This window comes from Longinema margulisiae, from assembly GCF_025266855.1.
Taxonomy (GTDB): Bacteria; Spirochaetota; Brevinematia; order Brevinematales; family Thermospiraceae; genus Thermospira.
Genome location: NZ_CP053071.1, coordinates 58,667 through 77,486, shown reverse-complemented (window position 1 = coordinate 77,486; position 18,820 = coordinate 58,667). Strand labels below are relative to the sequence as shown.

Below are 18,820 nucleotides of genomic sequence, written 5' to 3'. Positions count from 1 at the left end.
TTTCTCCCTCTTCCAGGTCTCCTGTTGGAAACGTAATCAAAAAATGTGGGCAATGGTATCCAATACAGAGAAAGCCATTTATGTAGCCAATCCTGCTATAGGTTCTCTTCATAATTATGGCGTGGCGGTGGATGTTTCCCTTCTGAATGAAAAAGGAGAAGAACTGGATATGGGCACTCCAGTTGATTACTTTGGGGAACTGGCTGAGCCGAGGTATGAGAAGCGCTTTTTAGCGGAGGGGAAATTGACAAGAGAACAGGTGAGCCATAGACTTCTTCTTCGAGAGGTGATGAGAGAGGCCGGTTTTCAGGACATTGCGACGGAGTGGTGGCATTTTCAACTCTGTGGGAGAGAAGAAGCAAAGAAAAAATACGAGATTCTCCCCTAGAGATTTTTGTGTGATAAAGAGGTTCAAGAGAGTGGAGAAGAAGTTTCAAAAAAGCCAGCCATTTGACAAAATCGCTTTTTATGGTTATAATTAACATATGCTAAAAAAGGAGGCAGGATATGCGTATTGCTTTGGCAACCGATGATCAGAAGACACTGGCTTTTCATCTTGGAAGATGTAAGGGTTTTGTGATGGTGGAGGTAGAAGATGGGAAGGAAGTGAAGAGATGGTATGTAGAAAACACCTTTGCCCATACCCATCACTTTGGAGGCCGTCATCTGCATCATGAACATCACGGCCATCATAATCATGAACATGGGCATGGACATAACCACCAGGGGCTTTTCGATCTTCTTGCAGGGGCAAAGTATGTGGTGAGTCGTGGAATGGGACGGAGAATCTATGATGATCTCCTTCGCCATGGCTTTGAACCTTTTCTCACTAAGGAGGCTTCGCTTGACAGGGTTCTTCAGGGTATCCTTGATGGAAGTCTCAAAAATGAAGCCGGTAGCGGGTGTTGTGTTCATTAGGGGGAGATAATGCATATTCACGAAAGAAAGACTCTCTTCTCTTCCTGGAAATTCTGGATGGTTTTCCTTTTGAATGGGGGCATCACCGTCGCAGAGGGTGTTGCCGGTGTTCTTTCGGGAAGCCTTGCGTTGCTTTCAGATGCTCTTCATAACCTTAGTGACGTGGGAGCGGTGGTGTTGAGCTTTTATACCCATCGTCTCTCTATACGCGAAGCGACAGAGAAACATACCTATGGGTATAGACGAGCGGAGATTTTAGCAGCCTTTGTCAATGCGATTGTCCTTATTGGGGTGTCGGTGGTGGTGATTCGGGAAGCCGTGGGGAGATTTTTTTCTCCCCATCCTCCTCTCGCTATTATCATGGTGGGGATGGGGCTTTTTACTTTTTTCGCCAATGCTCTTTCTGGATGGATGCTGCATGCTGACTCGAGGCATAGTCTCAACATCAGGTCAAGTTATCTTCATCTTTTGTCTGATGCGCTCTTTTCGTTGGTGGTGGCTGGAGGAGGGCTTTTAGTATGGTGGAAAGGGGAACTATTCTGGGTGGATGGACTTCTTTCCATAGGAATTGCCTTGTGGATGATGAAGGAGTCATGGAAGGTTATACGCGAAACAGTGGATATTCTCATGCAGGCGGCGGCTCCGCTGGACTATCGCGAGATTCAAGAGGTGATAGAAAAAGTCCCAGGGGTAAAAAATATTCATCATGTTCATACATGGCGTTCTGATGAGCATACCATCTATCTGGAAGCCCATATAGAAATGGAAGATAGGAAGCTCTCAGAAGCCTGCGAGATTGGGCAGGAAGTCGAGAAAAGGTTGGCTGATTTTGGGATTGCCCATGTTACTCTTCAGTATGAAACAGACCGTTGCAGGGAGAAAGGCTTTTTTGGTGGAAAGAAATGAGTGAGGAAGATGATTTGACTTTTTAGGGAGGCTTCACTATAATGAAAATTGGAGGGAGAATATGGTAACAAAAGAGTTATGTGAGGTTTTAGAAGAAGAGCTTCTTGAGGTGGTTGAAAAAAAAGATAAAGATTCGGCAAGGCATTTTGTGACTCTTCTTTTACAGCAGGTAGAGATGAAGGAGGAAGCGCGGCAAAAAGAAAATCGTGTCGTGATAGAGCTTCAAGCCCTTCGAAATGATCTGAAAACCGTTGTAGAGGTGATGAATAGTCGTTTTGAAGCGATTGATAAGCGTTTTGAGGATATGAATAAACGTTTTGAAGCAATTGACAAACGCTTTGAAGATATGAATAAACGTTTTGAAGACATGAATAAACGCTTTGAAGACATGAATAAGCGTTTTGAAGATATAAATAAACGTTTTACGATGCTCATGTGGTTTATGGGGATTTTGATTTCTGTAGCCACCGCTATTATCAAGTGGTTGTAGGAAATTTCTTTATCAAAAAAGAAGCGCTCCCTTCAAGGGAGCGCTTGGGGATTACGGGACTTGTGTCTTCTATTGGTTCAGGTGACTCAGGATCCCGTCAGGCATCCCTACCACCTGGAAGAACCGCCACCAAAGGAACGATTGTTACGCTGCTGTTTGCGTGCACGACGGCAATCAGGGCAGCGTGCGGGTTCGTTCGTGAACCCCTTTTCCTGGTAGAAAGCCTGTTCACCTTCAGTGAAGATGAATTCCTTCCCACAATCCTTGCAGGTGAGTTTTTTGTCTGGCATAGACCCTCCTTTTGAGTTAGCCATAATTTGAGAATCAGCAAATGATGGCTAAACCAAAGACCTCACCTGCTGTTCACTTGTATATAGTATACGGCATATGGCGAAAAAAGTAAAGTATTTTTACGTTTTTTTGCAAAAATTTTTCAGTCTTTTTTTGCAGGACGGTGAATAGTGTTTGGGATACTGAATCCCTAAGAGAAAAGACAAAAATCGAGACCCTTGCACGGATGTTTTCTTTGCCTGTCTGGGTCAGGGGCTACGCCCCTCTTCCCCGATTTTTCTGTTTACAAGGGCTGGTTTGTCTTTTTTATTCAAAAAAATCGGTTTATTTATTACGGCAAGGAACATTTTGATACTAATTTTTGTTTCTTTATTACTTTTTTGAGACCTTTGCACATTCGTGCAAAGGTCTCAGTTTTTGTTCTTTTCTGTCGATAAATATATATTATCAGAAAAGGAGAAAGCAATGCATCTCTATATTAACGGTGAAAGGATTGATGTGACGCTTGAGAACGAGAAAACAGCTCTTGATGTGGTAATGTCCCTTACAAGAATTTTTGCTGAAGAGGATAAGATTATTACCGGCGTGACTATCAATAATGAGTTTTATTCCAGTGATAATGATGCCTTAGCGGGGATTCCTGTGGAGAAGATTGAGAAAATAGAACTTGAGGTGACTGACAAGCAGGAGGTGGTAGAGACCCTTCTTCAAAAATCACGGGAGATATGCGCCTCCGTAGCTGAGGATCTCAGGGTAAATGGGTATGCCCACGCAGACCAGTACCGGGAAATTATGGAATGGATCTTGGAAGTGGTGGAGATTGTTCAATCTCTTTCTCCAGTCGAGATGGTGGAAAGTTCTCTCATTCGCCATACTCTTTTAGATCTTTTGCAGTATTTTCAGAGTGAAGAGAAAAATGAAGGGGATATTGCCCAATTGGTGCAGGTGATGCAGAGTCTTTCCCGGTATTTTGAGCTTTTGGCTTCAAAGGTGGTGGTGCCGGTACGGATTGAGAAGGAAGATCTTGGCAAAGCCTTGGATGGTCTTTTGGAGATTCTTCCCCAGATTGCTGAAAGTTTTCAGTTAGGGCAGGATAAGCTTGCGTTTGACAAGATTCATCAGGTAATTTCTGTGTTGGAGTCGGCCGTTCTTTATCTCAGGCAGAATGCTGGTCACTTCTCCTCTCGTGAAGATGAGGTGGAAAATCTTGCCCAGGGGCTCAATTCTCTTCTCTCGGATATTGTTTCGGCTTTTGAGAAGTATGATGTGGTTTACCTGGGGGATCTCTTGGAATATGAACTTCCCGAAAAGATAGAAGCATACAAAACGCTCGTTCTGGAGTTGTAATGGAATTTTCAACAACTCTTCTTCAAAAAGTGGCTGAAATGGTGTACCAGGCAAGTGGGATAGTTTTCCAGGATTCGAATCTTACGGTACTTGAGAGCCGTCTCAGGACAAGAATCAAGGAGAAAAACTGTTCTGCTGAAGAGTATCTGAGTGAACTTCAGAAGAATAGCCAGGAATTTCGGGATTTTTTAGACTTTGTCACGACTAACTTTACCAGTTTCTTTCGTTATCCCCGGCATTTTGAGATGCTTGAGAGAGAAATCTTGCCCCTTGTGAGGGAAAAAATTCCGGATAAAAAATTTGGTAACGTTTTTTTCAGGAGACCTGCAGTGGGAAGATGAGGAAAAGCAAAAAAAAGTTCCTCCCTGGCCGATAATAGGACACAAGGAGGAACCCATGCGTAAAGAATTCACCTTCACTTTGACTATCGACTACCCTGACACAAAACTTGAGACGTTAGTGGTGGTTTTTCTCCAGGCCATCAAAGGAGTGTTTGAGTCATTTGTTCATCAGATTTCTGTAGAAGTGGCAGAAAAAGAAATAAAAGAAGGTCGTATCACCTGTACATGCGGAGAAAAACATCACTTCATATGGAAAACAAAGCATGGAAAAAACACTGTTTTTGTTCTGATGCCCTTTGGAAAGATCACTCTTCCTCAGCTCCAAATTCAATGCAAAAAGTGTGGAAGAAAACTTTTTCTCACAAGATCTCTTCTTGGTGTAGAAAAGCGAAAAAGGCAAATCCTGAAAGATATCTACAGAGTGGCTTTAGCCGGGGCTCTTACCACCTATCGAGTGGCCGCTCGTATTCTTTCCTTCACAGGGTATAAAATAGGTCTTAGCACCCTCTGGAAAAACCTTCAAAATATTGGGAGAAAGATACATTTCAGTATCTCAGAAAAAGAAAAACCCTGTGGAGAAGCCGATGGGACGGGTATTCCTGTTCAGGGCAAGAAAAAAGGAGAAGAAGCTAAAATTCTTTTGCAGGAGAGGCAACAAGCCTCCCCATTGACAGGAAAAAATACAAGAATAGCAGGCCTTCTTGTGGATAATTACCATGCAGGTTGGGACAAACTTCTTAAGCCCATTCAAGAAAAACACTCTTTTTCTCGGTTTTTTCTTGTTGTCGATGGAGATACAGGGATTAACCAGGGCAAACATCCCGGTATCGTTTTTCAACGATGTTTGTGGCATGTAAGTTATCAATTGAAGTATTTTCTTCGTCTTGATAGAGTGAGATATCGTTCTTCTGAGTGGACAAATATTGTCGCTGAAACAGGGAAAGCCTGTTTCTTGGGGTACAAAAATGACTGGCAAACAAGACTTGGTTATCAAAGCGAGCGCAGACAGCATATTCAGAATCTTCTTGACTTATTTCACGAAAAAGGGCGCAAACATTGTTTTTATTATCTTCTTCGTGCTCAAAAAGACATGTTCGCCTGTGACAGTGAAGATGGTTTGCCAGGAACAACCTCAAGGGCAGAACGGGTGATGCGAACCATAAACCAGAGAATGGATGTAGGGGTATGGAAAAGAGAAGGGGCAACCAATGTTCTTGCTGTGCGTTTGCATTACTACTATAATCGTGATGAGGCTATCGATGGTGTCTACTGGCAGGATGTGATATAAAACATAGGGATGGTACGTACTTATTGCCCTGTTTTATGGCCTAAAAAGGGTACTTTCCCCAGAAAAAACTTGTTTATCTAAAATGTTCCCTGTATACTACAGTTGACAAAAATCTTTTGAGCCAGGGGTAACTTCTTTATCCTTTTCTCTCTCTTTCAGGTCTCCTGTTGGAAACGTAATCAAAAATTTGTGCTCTGGAGTGCAGGGTGTTCCACGGGAGAAGAACCATATTCACTCGCTATTACAGTCGATAGGTATATCCGGCAAAATCATCTTTTTGATTGGGAATACCTTGTCATAGGGTCTGATATCAGTCTGCAGAGTCTTTTCACGGCCAAGGAGGGAACCTTTCCAGAAAAAGCCCTTGCCAAGGTTTCCCCTGAGATTGTAGAAAAGTATTTTGTGAAGAGCCCAACGGGGTATCAGGTGCAACCTTCCCTTGCCAAGCACGTGCGTTTTGATTACCATAATCTGATTTATGATAACGGGCTGCGGAATGTACCGGTAGTTTTTTGTCGAAATGTCTTGATTTATTTTGATCTTGCCGTACAATTAAAAGTGCTGGAAAATATCCATAGAACCATGATGGAGGGGGGATTTTTGTTTATAGGGCATTCGGAAAGTCTCATTGGGATTACCGATCTTTTTCGGCCACAGAGTTTCTCACAGGGGATTGTCTATGTCCGCTCGTAAAATTAAGGTGCTCATTATCGATGATTCTGTACTCATTCGCAAGTATGTGACCCAGATTCTCTCTGAGATTTCGGATATTGAGGTGATTGGGAGTGCCCCAAACGGAAAGATAGGGCTTCAGAAGATATTTCTTTACAAGCCTGATGTGGTGATTCTTGATATTGAGATGCCAGAGATGAATGGGCTTGAGGTGCTCCGTTATCTTAAAGAAAAGGTAGAACCGAAAGACAGGCCTCATGTGATTGTGTTTAGTTCTGTGGTGGAAGAGGGGAGCCCGACGACATGGGAGGCACTTTCTCTTGGGGCAAAAGAGATTATTCTCAAACCTGATTCTCCGATTTATCAGAACCTGGACGAAGTGAAAAAGGAATTTACCTTGAAGATAGAAGGGTTGTATTATCAGACGCAGGCGGCACTTTTTCCCACTCCGAGGGAAGAGAGTACGGCTATCAAGGTGAGGGAATCGCTTGAAAGTCTCCAGATAGTGATGAAAGAAAAACCCATCGCTCCCCAGATAGTGGCGGTTGGTTCTTCGACAGGGGGACCAAATGCGATCAGGGCTATTTTAGATAATCTTGGCGAACTCTCAGTGCCCATGGTGATTGCCCAGCATATGCCGGCTCTTTTTACCGGGGAGTTTGCCAGAAATCTCTCTGTTGCTTATCATCGCCCTGTGAAAGAGCTTGCTGAAGGAGAGGTTCTGGAGAATGGGGTTATCTATATTTGTCCAGGGGGGTATCATGCCCGTTTATCTCTGGAAAACAACCGTCTTGTCTATCATCGGGATGAGAGAAACTATGAGGAGTTTTTCTTCAAGCCATCGGTGGATATTTTTCTTGAGTCTCTTCGTGTAGCCTTAGGACACAAGATGCTTGTGGTGATACTCAGTGGGATGGGAAAGGACGGTGCCATTGAGACACCAAAGCTTCGTCAGCAGGGTGCCATTGTGATTGCCCAGGACCAGAAAACATCGGTGGTGTGGGGCATGCCAGGCAATGCGGTGAAGCATAATGGGGTGGATGTGGTTTTACCCGTGCAGGATATTGGCAGGGCCATAACCATGATAGCGGGGAAGAAATAACTTGAGAGATTTTTGGTTTTGTCCTATACTATAGATGGAGAAGAGGATACATGGAAGGGATATCCCAGGAACTTATTGCGGATTTCATGAGTGAGGCTCTTGAACTTGTCCAGAACATGGAAACAAGTCTTCTCTCATTGGAAAAGAATGGGACAGATACGGCGGCTATAGCGGAGATATTCCGGGCGGCTCATACCATCAAGGGTGGGGCAGGGACTATTGGTTTTACGGAGATCAAGGAGTTTACCCATCGGATGGAGGATCTTTTAGACAGGGTACGCAAATCTGAGATAGCCGTCACTCCGGATCTGATTTCTCTTCTCTTGAGGGCCAAGGACATCATTGAGGGTATGTTAGATGCCCGGCGTAATGGGGATGTGTATGCTGAAGAACTTTCGAGGGATGTGTATCATCAAATAGTGAGTTACCTTCAGTCGTCAGGCGGGAAAGCACAGTCGTCTTTCTCAGTTCCAAAGTCTTCCGTACAGGGGGAGGAATCACTTTCCTATCTCACGTCGTATGAACGTTCACTTATTTTAGAGTTTTTGAATCAGAATTTTCCGGTGTATGAACTTTTTTATGTTTTCAATGAAAACTATGAAATGAAGGATGTGTCGGCATTTCAGATTTATGCTTTGGTAGGGGATTTTGCTCAGATTATCCGTATGGAACCTTCCCTGGATATCCTGGAGAAGGAGTTTCGTCCGAACTTTCGGCTTGTGGTGATGACAGAGAAGGACGAAACCTTTATCCGTGAGAAAACCTTTATGCGGGATCTGGTGACGGATCTCAGGATACGAAGGCTTTCTAAAAGTGATATAGAGGGTCTTGAGTCGGCCATGATGGCAGGGGAAAAGGTCGCTTCTGCTCCTTCCCCTTCCCCTTCTCCCTCAGGAGAAAAGCCACAGAAACAGAATGTGCCTGCAGAGTCTTCAGAGACGATCAAAACGTCTTCCACTCTCAGGGTGGAGAGTAGTCGTATCGATGAACTTTTGAACCTTGTGGGAGAACTGGTGATCAACAAGTCGCTTCTCCATGAGATCAGCCAGCTCATTATGAAGGGATACAATGGGATGAGGTTGGTGCTGAAACCATTTCTCTCCGGGCTTCAGAAACTTCTTCTTGATGAAAATGCCACTCATAATGAGGAGTTGAACGCTCGTCTCAGAGAGTACTTTCAGGATATGGAAGGGGCTCTTGAACAGTATCAGGATATTCTTCAGCGATTCAATCAGATTTCTTCGGCCCTTCAAGAGAATGTGACAGGGCTCCGTATGGTACCTATCCAGCAGGTATTTTCTCGTTTTCCACGATTGGTACGGGATCAGGCTCAGCGTCTTGGCAAAGAGGTAGATCTTGAGATTGAAGGGGTGGAGACAGAGATAGACAAGGGAATGGTGGATGATCTCTTTGATCCCCTGATCCATATTCTTCGCAATAGTATTGATCATGGGATAGAGAGTCCTGAGGAGAGGGTTTCCAAGGGCAAACCCAAGAAAGGCAAGATCCTTATTCGGGCCTTTCATGAGGGAGAACATGTCTATATAGAAGTAAGTGATGATGGTCGGGGTATTGATGTGGACAGGGTGAAGCAGAAGGCCATCGAAAAGGGGCTCATATCAGCCAGTACGGCAGAGAATCTTTCTCCAAAAGAGGCGCTTGCCCTTATCTTTCTCCCCGGTTTTTCGACGGCTGAACAGGTGACAGAGCTTTCCGGTCGTGGTGTGGGGATGGATGTGGTCAAGAAGAAAATCGAACAGTTGGGTGGAAGTGTCTCCATCTATACCGCAAAGGACAAAGGCACCCGTATTCAGGTGAAACTTCCTTTGACGCTTGCCATTATTCAGGGACTTCATGTGATGGTATCGGGATTTTCCTATATTCTCCCGATTGTGGCTATTGATGAGACGATTATCATTCAGAAAAGTGATATGATTGATATTGAGGGGGAACCCCATCTCAATGTCCGTGGGGAGTTTGTGCCCCTTCTTTTCCTGAGAAAGTTTTTCTATCATGAGACCAAGGATATAGAAGGGAATCTCTATTGTATTCTTGCCAAACAGGGGGATAAACACTATGGACTGGTGGTGGACGAGATTGTGGGAGAACAGGATGTGGTGATCAAGCCCTTCAACAATCGGCTTATTAAAAGCCCGGGGATTTCAGCAGGGACGATTATTGGCAATGGCAATATAGGGTATATTGTGGATCTCAGTGGGCTTATTCAATCGTATGCGGGAATTGTGAAAAAGCTTGAGGTGGAACATGGGAATTCGAAATAAACGTATCGTGACCGAGGAGGCGATGGTTGTCCATCAGCTCTTGATGCAGTGTATCAGTTTCACCTTAGAGGGGCAACTGTATGCTCTGGCGATGGATGATATAGAGAGTATTCTTTTTGCACGGAAGATATTTCTTCTTCCCAATACGCATGACAAGCTTCTCGGGGTGTACAATCTTCGAGGAAATATTATCCCGGTCTATAGTTTGCGACGGATCCTTTCGCTTCCTGATCCCTATCAGGGGAAGCGGGTGGTGGATGATGAGGACAAGTATGTGATTGTGGTGAAACATCAACGAAATATGTTCGGGCTCATGGTGGATAGTATCTACAAGCATATTGAGGTGTTTGAGAATGAGTATCAGGGGGGAGAACATATTGCGAAGTGGTCCCAGCATGCGATGATTGAAGGAGTTATCCTGAAGGATAATCAGGAGATACTTTTTATTGATATGGATCGGTTAGTTCAGTATCTTTCTTCTTTATACGGAAATGGCTAAGGAGGTAATATGCGCATAGAGTACATTAATCCCTTTGTGGAGGCAGCTTTTGATATTCTCAAAGAGGTTCTGCAGACGGATGTGAAAAGAGGTCAATTGTATCTCAAAAAACTGGGTGAATCCATGAAAGGTGTGGCTATTGTTATCGGGGTCACAGGGCAGGTGAATGGTCGTGTGGTCTTTGATATGACAGAGGATGTGGCGATCAAATTGGCTTCAAAGATGAATGGAGAAACCTTTCATAGCTTGGATAAGATGGTCATGTCTACTATTGGGGAACTTGCCAACATGATTACGGGAAGGGCCGTCACCAGGCTTGAAAAGGAAAATCTTGCCTTTCATTTCAGCCCACCCACGATGATTACAGGAAAGGATCTCACGGTGTTCGAACAGGGGGATATGGAAGCCCTGATTATTCCTGTGGAGACACCGCTTGGTATTATTGAAATCAATGTTGCGTTCAAAGAAGGATAAAAGGAGGAGACTATGGCCCTCATATTTGATGAAAATGGTTTGCCAACAGGGAGAAAGGTGGGAGGCGGTCACTACCGGGTGTTGATTATTGATGACTCTCAGTTTGTGATCAAGCATCTCTCACAGATATTTATGTCCCGGGATTTTGAGATTGCGGGAACGGCTACCAATGGACGGGAGGGAGTGGAACTTTACAAACAACTCTATCCGAATGTCGATTTAGTGACCCTTGATATTACCATGCCAGAGATGGATGGGATTACCGCTCTCAAGGAGATCAAGGCTATTGATCCCAATGCTACCGTGATTATGGTGACAGCCATTGGAACGGCTGAAGCGGTGAAGGAAGCCATCAAACTCGGGGCAAAGGGGTATTTAGTCAAGCCCATTGACCGGGAGAAGGTTATTGAGAGATTGGCACAGATTCTGAAATGAGACGTAAGGGAGGAAGCGTCGTTTATGGATTTCTTTTTGGGCATTGATCTTGGTGGAACAGCTGTAAAACTTGGGATTGTTTCTCGTGAAGGGAAACTTGTGAAGACGCATCAGGTTCCGACAAAGGCGGAAACTCGTGAGAGAGAGGTCATTGTTTCCAATCTTGAGGAGGCTGTGAGGCATATCCTTTTCGGACAGGAAGGGGTCAAAGCCATCGGGATAGGAGTGCCCGGGGGAGTGGATAAAGTCCACGGGATGATTCGTTTTATGCCCAATATTCATGCCCTGGAAAACTATGCGCTTGCCACACACCTTGAAAAGGCTTTTGGTCTTCCTGTGGCTATTGACAATGATGCCAATAATGCCGCAAGGGGTGAGTACATCTTTGGGTCAGGAAAAAAATACAAAGATTTTGTACTCATCACGCTTGGCACAGGCATTGGAGGGGGGATTTTTGTCCATGGTGATGTGTATGGGGGAGTAGCCAATTTTGCTGGTGAAGTGGGGCATATGAAGATTGTTCCTGAGGGACGGGCCTGTGGGTGTGGACTCAATGGATGTTGGGAGGCGTATGGATCGGCAACAGCCATGATCAAGCGGGCAAAAGGGCTGGTGGCCATGGGGAAGAAAACAGCCTTGGCTCGCTATGAGGAAATCACAGCCAAGGCAATTTTTGATGAGGCGAAAAGGGGTGATGATATTGCCCTGGAAGTGGTAGAAGAGGCGTGTCATTATTTGGGGATAGGGATGGCCAATCTCATTCATCTTTTCAATCCTGAGGCGATCATTGTTGGTGGTGGGGTATCTCAGGCGGGAGATTTTCTCTTTGATCGGTTGAAAAAATATACTTCTCTCTATACCAAGACAGAAATGTTTGAGACCTGTGAGATTGTACCGGCGGCTCTTGTCAACGATGCAGGAGTGATGGGGTCGGCGGCTTTGGCGCTGATGACGTTGGCGGAGAGGCAAAATTCATGAGAGGTTTTTGTGCTTTCTGGTTGGCGGCGGCGTTTGTGTCTTCTTTCTGGTCTCAGGTGATTCTGGATGTGAGGAAGTATCGTTATCAGGATATTATTCCCTGGATTACCCAGACCAATCAGGTATTTCAGGCGATATGGATAGATACTCCCTTCAAGGGGTATAGTGGCCGTTTTCTTCCTACAGAAGCGGTGTACGACTTTGAGGATATGGGGCAGAAGTTTCAGAGGGGGAGTCTTGAGACATTTTTGGGGAGTCGTGAAGAGTTTGAGGAAGTGGTGAAATGGTGCAGACAAAACTCTCTTTCTCTCTATGCAAGGGTAAGGCTTTTTGAACAGCAGGAGGGTTTTTTGACAGCCGTGTGGGATATTTCGGATTTTTATCCGGATTATACGGTGGCCTTTGAGAGAACGCAAACCCATCGAAAACTTCAACAGATAGTGGAAAAACTCCAGAAGCTTCCCGTGGACGTCTGGGTGGTGGATATCACCGGGCTTTCTCTTTCTTATCAGAGAAAGGCAAGTCAGTGGGTGAAACAAAATTTTCCGAAGGCCTTAGTTATGGCTGATGAGGAAAGTATCTCCACCCTTTCGGCTTTTGACTTCTGGAGGTGGCAGAAGGAAATGAGACACACGAATCTCCCTGTGCTTCCCACCTTTGGTTCCAGTGGGGTATTGTGGGTGAGAGAAGAGGAGGTCAGTAGTTCGGGAGTGTTTTATTATTTTCTTGCCCGGCAAAAGAAAAGATCTCTTGTGATCTCGCCGGCTATGGTGAGTGTGTGTAAAAGGATAGAGGAGGTAGAACCTTCAAGGTGGGAGGATGTTCGTTTTGTGTATACGGCTCCTGAGCATCTGTGGGGTATTTCTTCGAAAGGAGTGGTTTCTTTCTATACAGGGGAAACACTGCGATTCACCAATTATGTGATGGATATACCGTTATTCCTTTCTCCTGTGATAGGCACTTCTTATTTTCGGAGCTTTCCAAAAACGGTGGAAGGACTCTTTCTTCCCTGGAGTTTCTCGCTATGGAAAGTAGAAAGGTAACGGATGAGATATTTTTGCAGGCCATGAGGGAAATGCGATTTGTGCCGGCCAAAGAGGGTGGGCGTCTCTCCAGGCCAAAGCCATCGGAGAAAGAGGTTCTTGTGTTTGATTTTCACGGCATGACGGTGGAAAAGGCTTTGGGTGTTCTTGAGGAGGTTCTTCTTCGCAGGGAAAGGGAGAAGAAAAGTATTCATCTCATTGTGGGACAGGGGAATCATTCTCCTTCTCTCCATGCCCCTCTTCGGCAGATGGTGGAAAGTGTGTTGCAGGAGAGAAGAATTTCCTATACCTATCAGAAAGGAGTGATTAGATTATGAAACGAACTATTGGGCTATTGGTGATGGCTCTACTTGTTTCCTGTAGTCGCTATTATACCTTTGATAAATATTATGATGAAGAGAACTGGTCGAAAGCGTATGATGTGTTCCAAACTATTCCTGTGGAGAACAGTGATGCTTATCGGCTACGGTGGTACCGGATTATGCTCCGATTGGCGTTGAATGGAGACACCAAGGCTATCTCCAATCTTGCTACCGTTGTGGAAAAAGAAGAAACTCGTCTCCCTGGGTATCAGGAGTTTGGACGTTTGTATCTTGGCTTTTTACGGTCATTTCAATCAGGAGATTATGAGACGGTAGTCACTCAGGCTGAACCGCTTTCTCGTTTCCCTTCAGAATTTCAGCCTGTGGCGGCGCAACTCATTGGTATTGCCTATCTTGCCAAGAATGAACCAGAACAGGCAAAGACGTATCTTCAGAAGTCCTATGTAGCTTCGCCCCTTCTGGATACGCTTTATTTTCTTGGTCTGGCGAATCTCATGGCTGGTCGTGAAAATGATGCAGTGGCCAACTGGAAGCAGATCCTTTCCGCTCGTCCTGGTGGAGTAGTGGAAGCTATGAGTTATTTTCAGCTCGGGGAAATAGAATACCAGAAGGGGGATTTTTCCAACGCCCTTGAATTCTACTATGCGGCTGTGAATCTCTATCCTGACTCAGAGATTTTTGTGGATAAGATAGCCTTTTGCTATCAAAAGCTCAAAAACAAAAAGCTCAGTGAGAAATTTCGTAAGATAGCTCTCAGGATCAATAAGGACTATGCAACAGCCTGGTTTTATCTGAATTTCAACTGAAAAGAGAAGGATGAGGCCATTGCACGGGTGTATTCTTATTTACTTTCTTGAGACCTTTGCACGAAAGTGCAAAGGTCTCACGGTTTGAAAAAATTTCTTCTTTACGCTATACTAATGGGCAGAGGAGTTTGTCATGAGTGCAACGGCTATTTTGCTTTTGTCCTGTCCTGATCAAAAGGGAATTGTGGCGGAGATAGCAAGCTTTATTTATCAGTATGATGGGAATATTGTCCACTCGGATCAGCATACGGATTTTGAGACGAATACCTTTTTTATGCGGATTGAGTGGGAACTGGAGGGGTTTCGTATTCCAAGGGAGAAGATAGCCCAGGCTTTTAGCTTTATTGCGGACAAGTTTCGGATGGAGTGGAGACTTGTCTTTTCTGATGAGGTGCCACGGGTGGCTATTATGGTTTCCAGGTTTGATCACTGTTTGTATGATCTTCTTCTCAAGTGGCAATCTAAAGAGATCCGTATGGATATTTCCCTGATTGTAAGCAATCATGAGGATCTTCGGTCGGTGGCGGAGTATTACCGGATACCGTATTTTTGTTTCCCTGTCAATGCTGAAAATAAAAAAGAGGTGGAAGAGAAGGAGATAAAACTCTTCCAGGACTACAGGATTGATACAGTGGTATTAGCACGGTATATGCAGGTGCTTTCGCCGGATTTTATTGCGGTGTATCCTAACAGGATTATCAATATTCATCATTCGTTTCTCCCGGCGTTTGTGGGGGCAAAACCGTACCACCAGGCGTATGCCCGTGGGGTGAAACTGATCGGGGCTACCAGTCACTATGTCACAGAAGAACTGGATAATGGGCCGATTATTGTTCAGGATGTGATCGGGGTAAGCCATCGGGATAGTCTAAGCGATATGATTAACAAAGGCAAAGAGGTGGAGAAGCGTGTCCTTAGCCGGGCGGTGAAACTCCACGTAGAAAACAAGGTGCTGGTCTTTCATAACAAGACGGTGGTTTTCGATTAGAGGGGTAGGTATGCCAAAGAGAGGGATATATCTTCTTTTTCTTGTCGCTTTTGGAGTGGTCTGGGCCCAGAAGACGGTGGTGGTAGATCCCCAGAAAAAGTATGAGGAATTGTACCAGAATATGTTTTCTACGGTGGAATCGCCCCTTATTACTGAGAATGCGATTATCTTCTTTTTCAAGGGAGATGCGGAGAGTGTGAAGGTGGCGGGGGATTTTAACAACTGGAAGACGCCTATTCGGATGGAGGTGGTCAAGGGATCGCTTCTCTTTTCTGAAGAGGATATCAGGGATTATGTGGGTTTCATGAATGCCCTTTATGATGAAAAAAATCCCCTTTCCCGTTATATCATGGGCAAGCTTTCCAAGAAGACTCTCACGATTATGAAGGAACTTTCTCTTCCTATTACCAAGAAAAAGAAACAGAAATACTCCTTTTCTGATTTGAAAACGGCTCTCATTGGGGATATCAATCGCATTGTTCAGGGGCCGAGGCTTTATAATCCTACGCTTTTCAAGGGAGTGGCGCTCTCAGAGGAAACAACGGCGATGCTGTCCAAGAGCCTGAGAGAGAAGGAGAGATGGATTCTCAATCGAAGGTTAATTGAAGAAGCCTATGCGGATTATATTACTCCCAATAATTACCAGTTTATTCTGTGGGAGGCTCGCTGGACTAACAGGCTTCTTCCCGGAAGGTACCGTTATCGTCTCCTGGTGGATGATGTCTGGGTGCCAGATCCCAACAATCAGGCGGTGATGGTCGATGCGACGGGGGTGGAGTTTTCGTATTTTGTGCTTGAGAGGGAGTTTCTTCCCAATGTGCGTTATCCGCTGTGGGTATCCAATCGGGTGTACCGCTTTCATTATAAGGACGATATGGCCAAAACGGTTTCCCTTGTGGGAGATTTCAACAACTGGGATCCCTATAGTATTCCCCTTGAGTACAAGGGGGCCGGGGTGTTTGAGGTAGAGGTGAGTCTTCGTCCCGGGCTCCATGTGTACTGTTTTGTCGTGGATGGAAAGTGGGTTCCAGATCCTCAGAATCGTTCTCAGTATAGTGATTTAGCCAAGAATACGGTCAATCTTCTCTGGGTGGGTGAATGATGGGAAGACTCAAGGATGCCTTTGTTGAGGCTTTTTCAAGACTCTGGAATAAACTGGGTTTTAGCTGGGTGGTAGCTCTTGTCTCGGCGGTCAATCCGGTGTTTGTCTGGACGGTATTTCAGATTCTCTGGATTCTCACAGGACATGGACCAAAAAATTCGGGTGAAGTCGCTTTTTTAGTCGTCGCATGGGTGGTGGTGAGTCTTACCATGCATGTGTTTCCCACCAGTTTTGCTTCGCTTGAGTATCTTCGGGGTGTGTATGAGATGGATGTGGTTTATCTTCGGCGTTTTTTTGTTGACTACTGGCATGCTTTGAAGCGCACCTTTTTTCGTTCGCTTCAACTCTTTGTGGTGTTTGGGATAGCGGGGGTGATGATTGGCTATGCTCTTGTGTTTTATGCAAGTGTTCTTGTTCATCCTGTAGCCAAGATAGTGATGGTGACTTTTTTAGTCTGGGTGTATGTAGCTGTCTCGTTAGGGGAGTTTGTTCTTTTGCCCATGCTTCTGTACAATCCAGAGCTTTCTCTCTTTCGGGGTTTTTCGTATGCGATTCGGTTTGTTTTTCTCGAGATTTTCATGGTAATGGGAATAGCCCTTTTAGATGTTGTGGTGTTTTTCCTTCTCTCCATTGGGTACGGGTTTGCGCTGATCACCTATTATCTTTTTGGGCTTCATTTTCGATTGGCGGTGTACAAGCAGATCCAGCGTCGTTATCTTCAGAGTAGCGCTTCTCAACTTTCAGAAAGTGAAGCTCTCTCTCAGGCATGGAAGGATCTTCTTGCTTCCCGTCGGGCAAAACATGAAGAAAAATGAGAGACCTTTGGATGGGTGTTTTCTTCCCCTGTTTAGGTCAGGGGCTACGCCCCTGAAACCCCGCTTTTTCTGTTTACAAAGGCTTATTTGTCTTTTCTTATCTAAAAAATAGGCTTGTTTATTATGCAAAGGAATATTTTTATACTACTTTCTGTTTTTTTATTACCTTCTTGAGACCTTTGCACATTCGTGCAAAGGTCTCAAAATGAGTTATAAAAGCGCTAAAATCTCGTGGGCGTGTTTCTCTGGAGAAACTTTGGGGAAGACGGCTATGATGGTCCCATTTTCGTCTATCACATACGTTGAACGAATGATTCCAAAATAGCGTTTGCCGTACATATTTTTTTCTCCCCAGGCACCGTAGGCTTCCAGGACACTGTGGGATTCGTCGCTTGCGAGATAGAAAGGAAGACCATACTTTTTTTTGAACTTTTCATGGGAAGTTACACTATCGGCACTCACCCCTATAACCACGGCGCCTCTTGCAAGAATCTGGTCATACACGTCCCGAAACCCGCATGCTTCTTTGGTACAGCCTGGGGTGTCATCTTTGGGATAAAAGTAGAGAACAACCTTTTTCCCCTTGAATTGAGAGAGGCTTATCTCCCCTTCGGGTGTGGGAAGACGAAAATCAGGTGCTTTTTGACCTTTTTCGAGCATAGAGACCTCCTTTTTGATGGTTGTAGATAAAAGTAATAAAAAAATCAGGGAGCGTCCATTTTTTTGGATACTCCCTGATTTTCTTCATTCAGAGAAATCGATGACAATTATATCTCCCAGGAAAGGAGCAGGGCTATCTTGTGGAGATACCAGTACTGGATCACATCGGTATTGATGCGTCTTTCGGTGAGAAGAAGGTTGTAGCCATAGCCTTCCTGATAGGCTGGTGTATTTCCCCAGGCTAGTTGAAGATCAAGGGAGAAATTGTCCATTCCTACCCCAAAGATCCCCCCTATCTGCACCCTGGGAAGGTCTGATCCCCATCCGCCTTTGGCTGCAGGAGATTCAGCGTAATGCTGGATATCCCAATCACCGGTAGCAAAAAGAGAGATCCGACGGAAAAGCAGCGGAAGGGTGAGGGTGATCATACCTGAAGCTGAATAGCGAAAATATTTCAGGTTATCTCCCTGATTTTCGTAGAGCCACACATCTCTATCGCTCTTTGTTCCAAGAAAATATCGGTAGTAGAGGTTTTGCTCAATTGTCCAGGCTAAGGTTTTGGGGAGAATGGTGCCGGAGAGGCGCAGACCCGTTGAGGCTTTGAAATAGATTTTGGTGAGGTTTTCGCTGGAATAGGTATTGTCTTTGTTGGCGGGGTCGTAAAAGTTTGAGGCTATGCCAATGCCTTTGCCGAAGGTGGTGTCATACCAGCCTGTTCCCACCGTGAGGGTGAAGGGAATACGAAATTCCATCCCTAAAACATCAGAAAAGGTAATGAAAAGCCCCATCTGGAAGTTAGCAGAAATGGGGGAAACATTGCCGGCAATGCGAGTGGACCAGATGTCTTTGTTTTCCTGGTAGAAGAGCTCTGCTTTGTAAAGGGGGTGAAGCTCCGGGGTGGAGGCTGATTCAGCCTTTTCTCCCTGGAAAAGGAGGAGGAGGCCGTAGGTACTTGAGGGACTTCCAGCAAGAAAACCAAAGTCATCAAGAATCATCTGACTCCAGCCGCAGACAAAAAAGAGAAAAAGTCCTGTGAGAATACCACATTTTCTTTTCATAT

23 protein-coding genes are annotated in these 18,820 nt (G+C 44.9%); 20 read left to right on the top strand and 3 right to left on the bottom strand.

Annotated elements, in window-relative coordinates; translation table 11 throughout:
* Positions 1-43 precede the first annotated feature (43 nt).
* The 4 genes from BREVNS_RS00420 to BREVNS_RS00405 all read left to right on the top strand — a co-directional run bounded on the left by BREVNS_RS00420 (position 44) and on the right by BREVNS_RS00405 (position 2,314).
* Complete coding sequence (locus BREVNS_RS00420) at positions 44-388, top strand: M15 family metallopeptidase (RefSeq protein ID WP_483427103.1); 345 nt, start codon at positions 44-46, stop codon at positions 386-388.
* Positions 389-507: 119 nt separating this feature from the next.
* Complete coding sequence (locus BREVNS_RS00415; RefSeq protein WP_483427102.1) at positions 508-918, top strand: NifB/NifX family molybdenum-iron cluster-binding protein; 411 nt, start codon at positions 508-510, stop codon at positions 916-918.
* A 9-nt stretch (positions 919-927) separates the two neighbouring features.
* Positions 928-1,824: a cation diffusion facilitator family transporter gene (locus tag BREVNS_RS00410; RefSeq protein WP_483427101.1), complete on the top strand. Its 897-nt coding sequence runs from the start codon at positions 928-930 to the stop codon at positions 1,822-1,824.
* Positions 1,825-1,885: 61 nt separating this feature from the next.
* Positions 1,886-2,314, top strand: a complete 429-nt coding sequence (locus BREVNS_RS00405; RefSeq protein WP_483427100.1) for a hypothetical protein — start codon at positions 1,886-1,888, stop codon at positions 2,312-2,314.
* A gap of 107 nt (positions 2,315-2,421) precedes the next feature.
* Here BREVNS_RS00405 and BREVNS_RS00400 read toward each other — a convergent pair whose 3' ends face one another.
* Positions 2,422-2,604, bottom strand: a complete 183-nt coding sequence (locus tag BREVNS_RS00400) for a zinc-ribbon domain-containing protein (protein ID WP_483427099.1) — start codon at positions 2,602-2,604, stop codon at positions 2,422-2,424.
* A 466-nt stretch (positions 2,605-3,070) separates the two neighbouring features.
* Between BREVNS_RS00400 and BREVNS_RS00395 the strand changes: the two genes are divergently transcribed.
* The 16 genes from BREVNS_RS00395 (at position 3,071) to BREVNS_RS00320 (ending at position 17,100) form a co-directional block, all read left to right on the top strand.
* Positions 3,071-3,952 carry a hypothetical protein gene (locus BREVNS_RS00395; protein WP_483427098.1) on the top strand — a complete coding sequence of 294 codons (882 nt, stop codon included), beginning with the start codon at positions 3,071-3,073 and terminating at the stop codon, positions 3,950-3,952.
* A complete protein-coding gene (locus BREVNS_RS00390; RefSeq protein WP_483427097.1) occupies positions 3,952-4,293 on the top strand; it encodes a protein-glutamate O-methyltransferase CheR in 342 nt (113 codons plus the stop codon). The genes BREVNS_RS00395 and BREVNS_RS00390 overlap by 1 nt, the downstream gene beginning before the upstream one ends.
* Before the next feature lie 55 nt (positions 4,294-4,348).
* Positions 4,349-5,581 carry a hypothetical protein gene (locus BREVNS_RS00385; protein ID WP_483426076.1) on the top strand — a complete coding sequence of 411 codons (1,233 nt, stop codon included), beginning with the start codon at positions 4,349-4,351 and terminating at the stop codon, positions 5,579-5,581.
* Between the two features lie 138 nt (positions 5,582-5,719).
* Positions 5,720-6,274 carry a CheR family methyltransferase gene (locus BREVNS_RS00380; RefSeq protein WP_483428053.1) on the top strand — a complete coding sequence of 185 codons (555 nt, stop codon included), beginning with the start codon at positions 5,720-5,722 and terminating at the stop codon, positions 6,272-6,274.
* The gene (gene cheB, locus BREVNS_RS00375) at positions 6,261-7,355 is read left to right on the top strand and encodes a chemotaxis-specific protein-glutamate methyltransferase CheB (protein WP_483427096.1); all 1,095 of its coding nucleotides are present in this window, start codon (positions 6,261-6,263) and stop codon (positions 7,353-7,355) included. Before BREVNS_RS00380 ends, cheB begins: the two co-directional genes overlap by 14 nt.
* 50 nt (positions 7,356-7,405) lie before the next feature.
* A complete protein-coding gene (locus BREVNS_RS00370) occupies positions 7,406-9,637 on the top strand; it encodes a chemotaxis protein CheA (RefSeq protein ID WP_483427095.1) in 2,232 nt (743 codons plus the stop codon).
* Positions 9,621-10,136: a chemotaxis protein CheW gene (locus BREVNS_RS00365; RefSeq protein WP_483427094.1), complete on the top strand. Its 516-nt coding sequence runs from the start codon at positions 9,621-9,623 to the stop codon at positions 10,134-10,136. Before BREVNS_RS00370 ends, BREVNS_RS00365 begins: the two co-directional genes overlap by 17 nt.
* Before the next feature lie 9 nt (positions 10,137-10,145).
* Positions 10,146-10,610 (top strand): chemotaxis protein CheX, encoded by a 465-nt coding sequence (locus BREVNS_RS00360; RefSeq protein WP_483427093.1) that lies wholly within the window; start codon positions 10,146-10,148, stop codon positions 10,608-10,610.
* Between the two features lie 12 nt (positions 10,611-10,622).
* Positions 10,623-11,045: a response regulator gene (locus BREVNS_RS00355; protein ID WP_483427092.1), complete on the top strand. Its 423-nt coding sequence runs from the start codon at positions 10,623-10,625 to the stop codon at positions 11,043-11,045.
* 24 nt (positions 11,046-11,069) lie between these two features.
* Positions 11,070-12,023 (top strand): ROK family protein, encoded by a 954-nt coding sequence (locus BREVNS_RS00350; protein WP_483427091.1) that lies wholly within the window; start codon positions 11,070-11,072, stop codon positions 12,021-12,023.
* Positions 12,020-13,066 (top strand): hypothetical protein, encoded by a 1,047-nt coding sequence (locus BREVNS_RS00345; protein ID WP_483427090.1) that lies wholly within the window; start codon positions 12,020-12,022, stop codon positions 13,064-13,066. Before BREVNS_RS00350 ends, BREVNS_RS00345 begins: the two co-directional genes overlap by 4 nt.
* Entirely contained in the window at positions 13,048-13,383 is a 336-nt protein-coding gene (locus BREVNS_RS00340) for a Smr/MutS family protein (RefSeq protein WP_483427089.1), read from the top strand. Before BREVNS_RS00345 ends, BREVNS_RS00340 begins: the two co-directional genes overlap by 19 nt.
* On the top strand, positions 13,380-14,195 hold the full coding sequence (locus BREVNS_RS00335; protein WP_483427088.1) for a tetratricopeptide repeat protein: 816 nt from the start codon (positions 13,380-13,382) through the stop codon (positions 14,193-14,195). The genes BREVNS_RS00340 and BREVNS_RS00335 overlap by 4 nt, the downstream gene beginning before the upstream one ends.
* Before the next feature lie 133 nt (positions 14,196-14,328).
* On the top strand, positions 14,329-15,183 hold the full coding sequence (purU, locus tag BREVNS_RS00330) for a formyltetrahydrofolate deformylase (RefSeq protein WP_483427087.1): 855 nt from the start codon (positions 14,329-14,331) through the stop codon (positions 15,181-15,183).
* A gap of 10 nt (positions 15,184-15,193) precedes the next feature.
* Positions 15,194-16,285, top strand: a complete 1,092-nt coding sequence (locus BREVNS_RS00325) for a hypothetical protein (RefSeq protein ID WP_483427086.1) — start codon at positions 15,194-15,196, stop codon at positions 16,283-16,285.
* Positions 16,285-17,100 (top strand): hypothetical protein, encoded by an 816-nt coding sequence (locus tag BREVNS_RS00320; RefSeq protein WP_483427085.1) that lies wholly within the window; start codon positions 16,285-16,287, stop codon positions 17,098-17,100. Before BREVNS_RS00325 ends, BREVNS_RS00320 begins: the two co-directional genes overlap by 1 nt.
* A gap of 210 nt (positions 17,101-17,310) precedes the next feature.
* Here BREVNS_RS00320 and bcp read toward each other — a convergent pair whose 3' ends face one another.
* On the bottom strand, positions 17,311-17,760 hold the full coding sequence (gene bcp / locus BREVNS_RS00315; protein WP_483427084.1) for a thioredoxin-dependent thiol peroxidase: 450 nt from the start codon (positions 17,758-17,760) through the stop codon (positions 17,311-17,313).
* Positions 17,761-17,867: 107 nt separating this feature from the next.
* Positions 17,868-18,818: a hypothetical protein gene (locus BREVNS_RS00310; protein WP_483427083.1), complete on the bottom strand. Its 951-nt coding sequence runs from the start codon at positions 18,816-18,818 to the stop codon at positions 17,868-17,870.
* Positions 18,819-18,820: the final 2 nt, after the last annotated feature.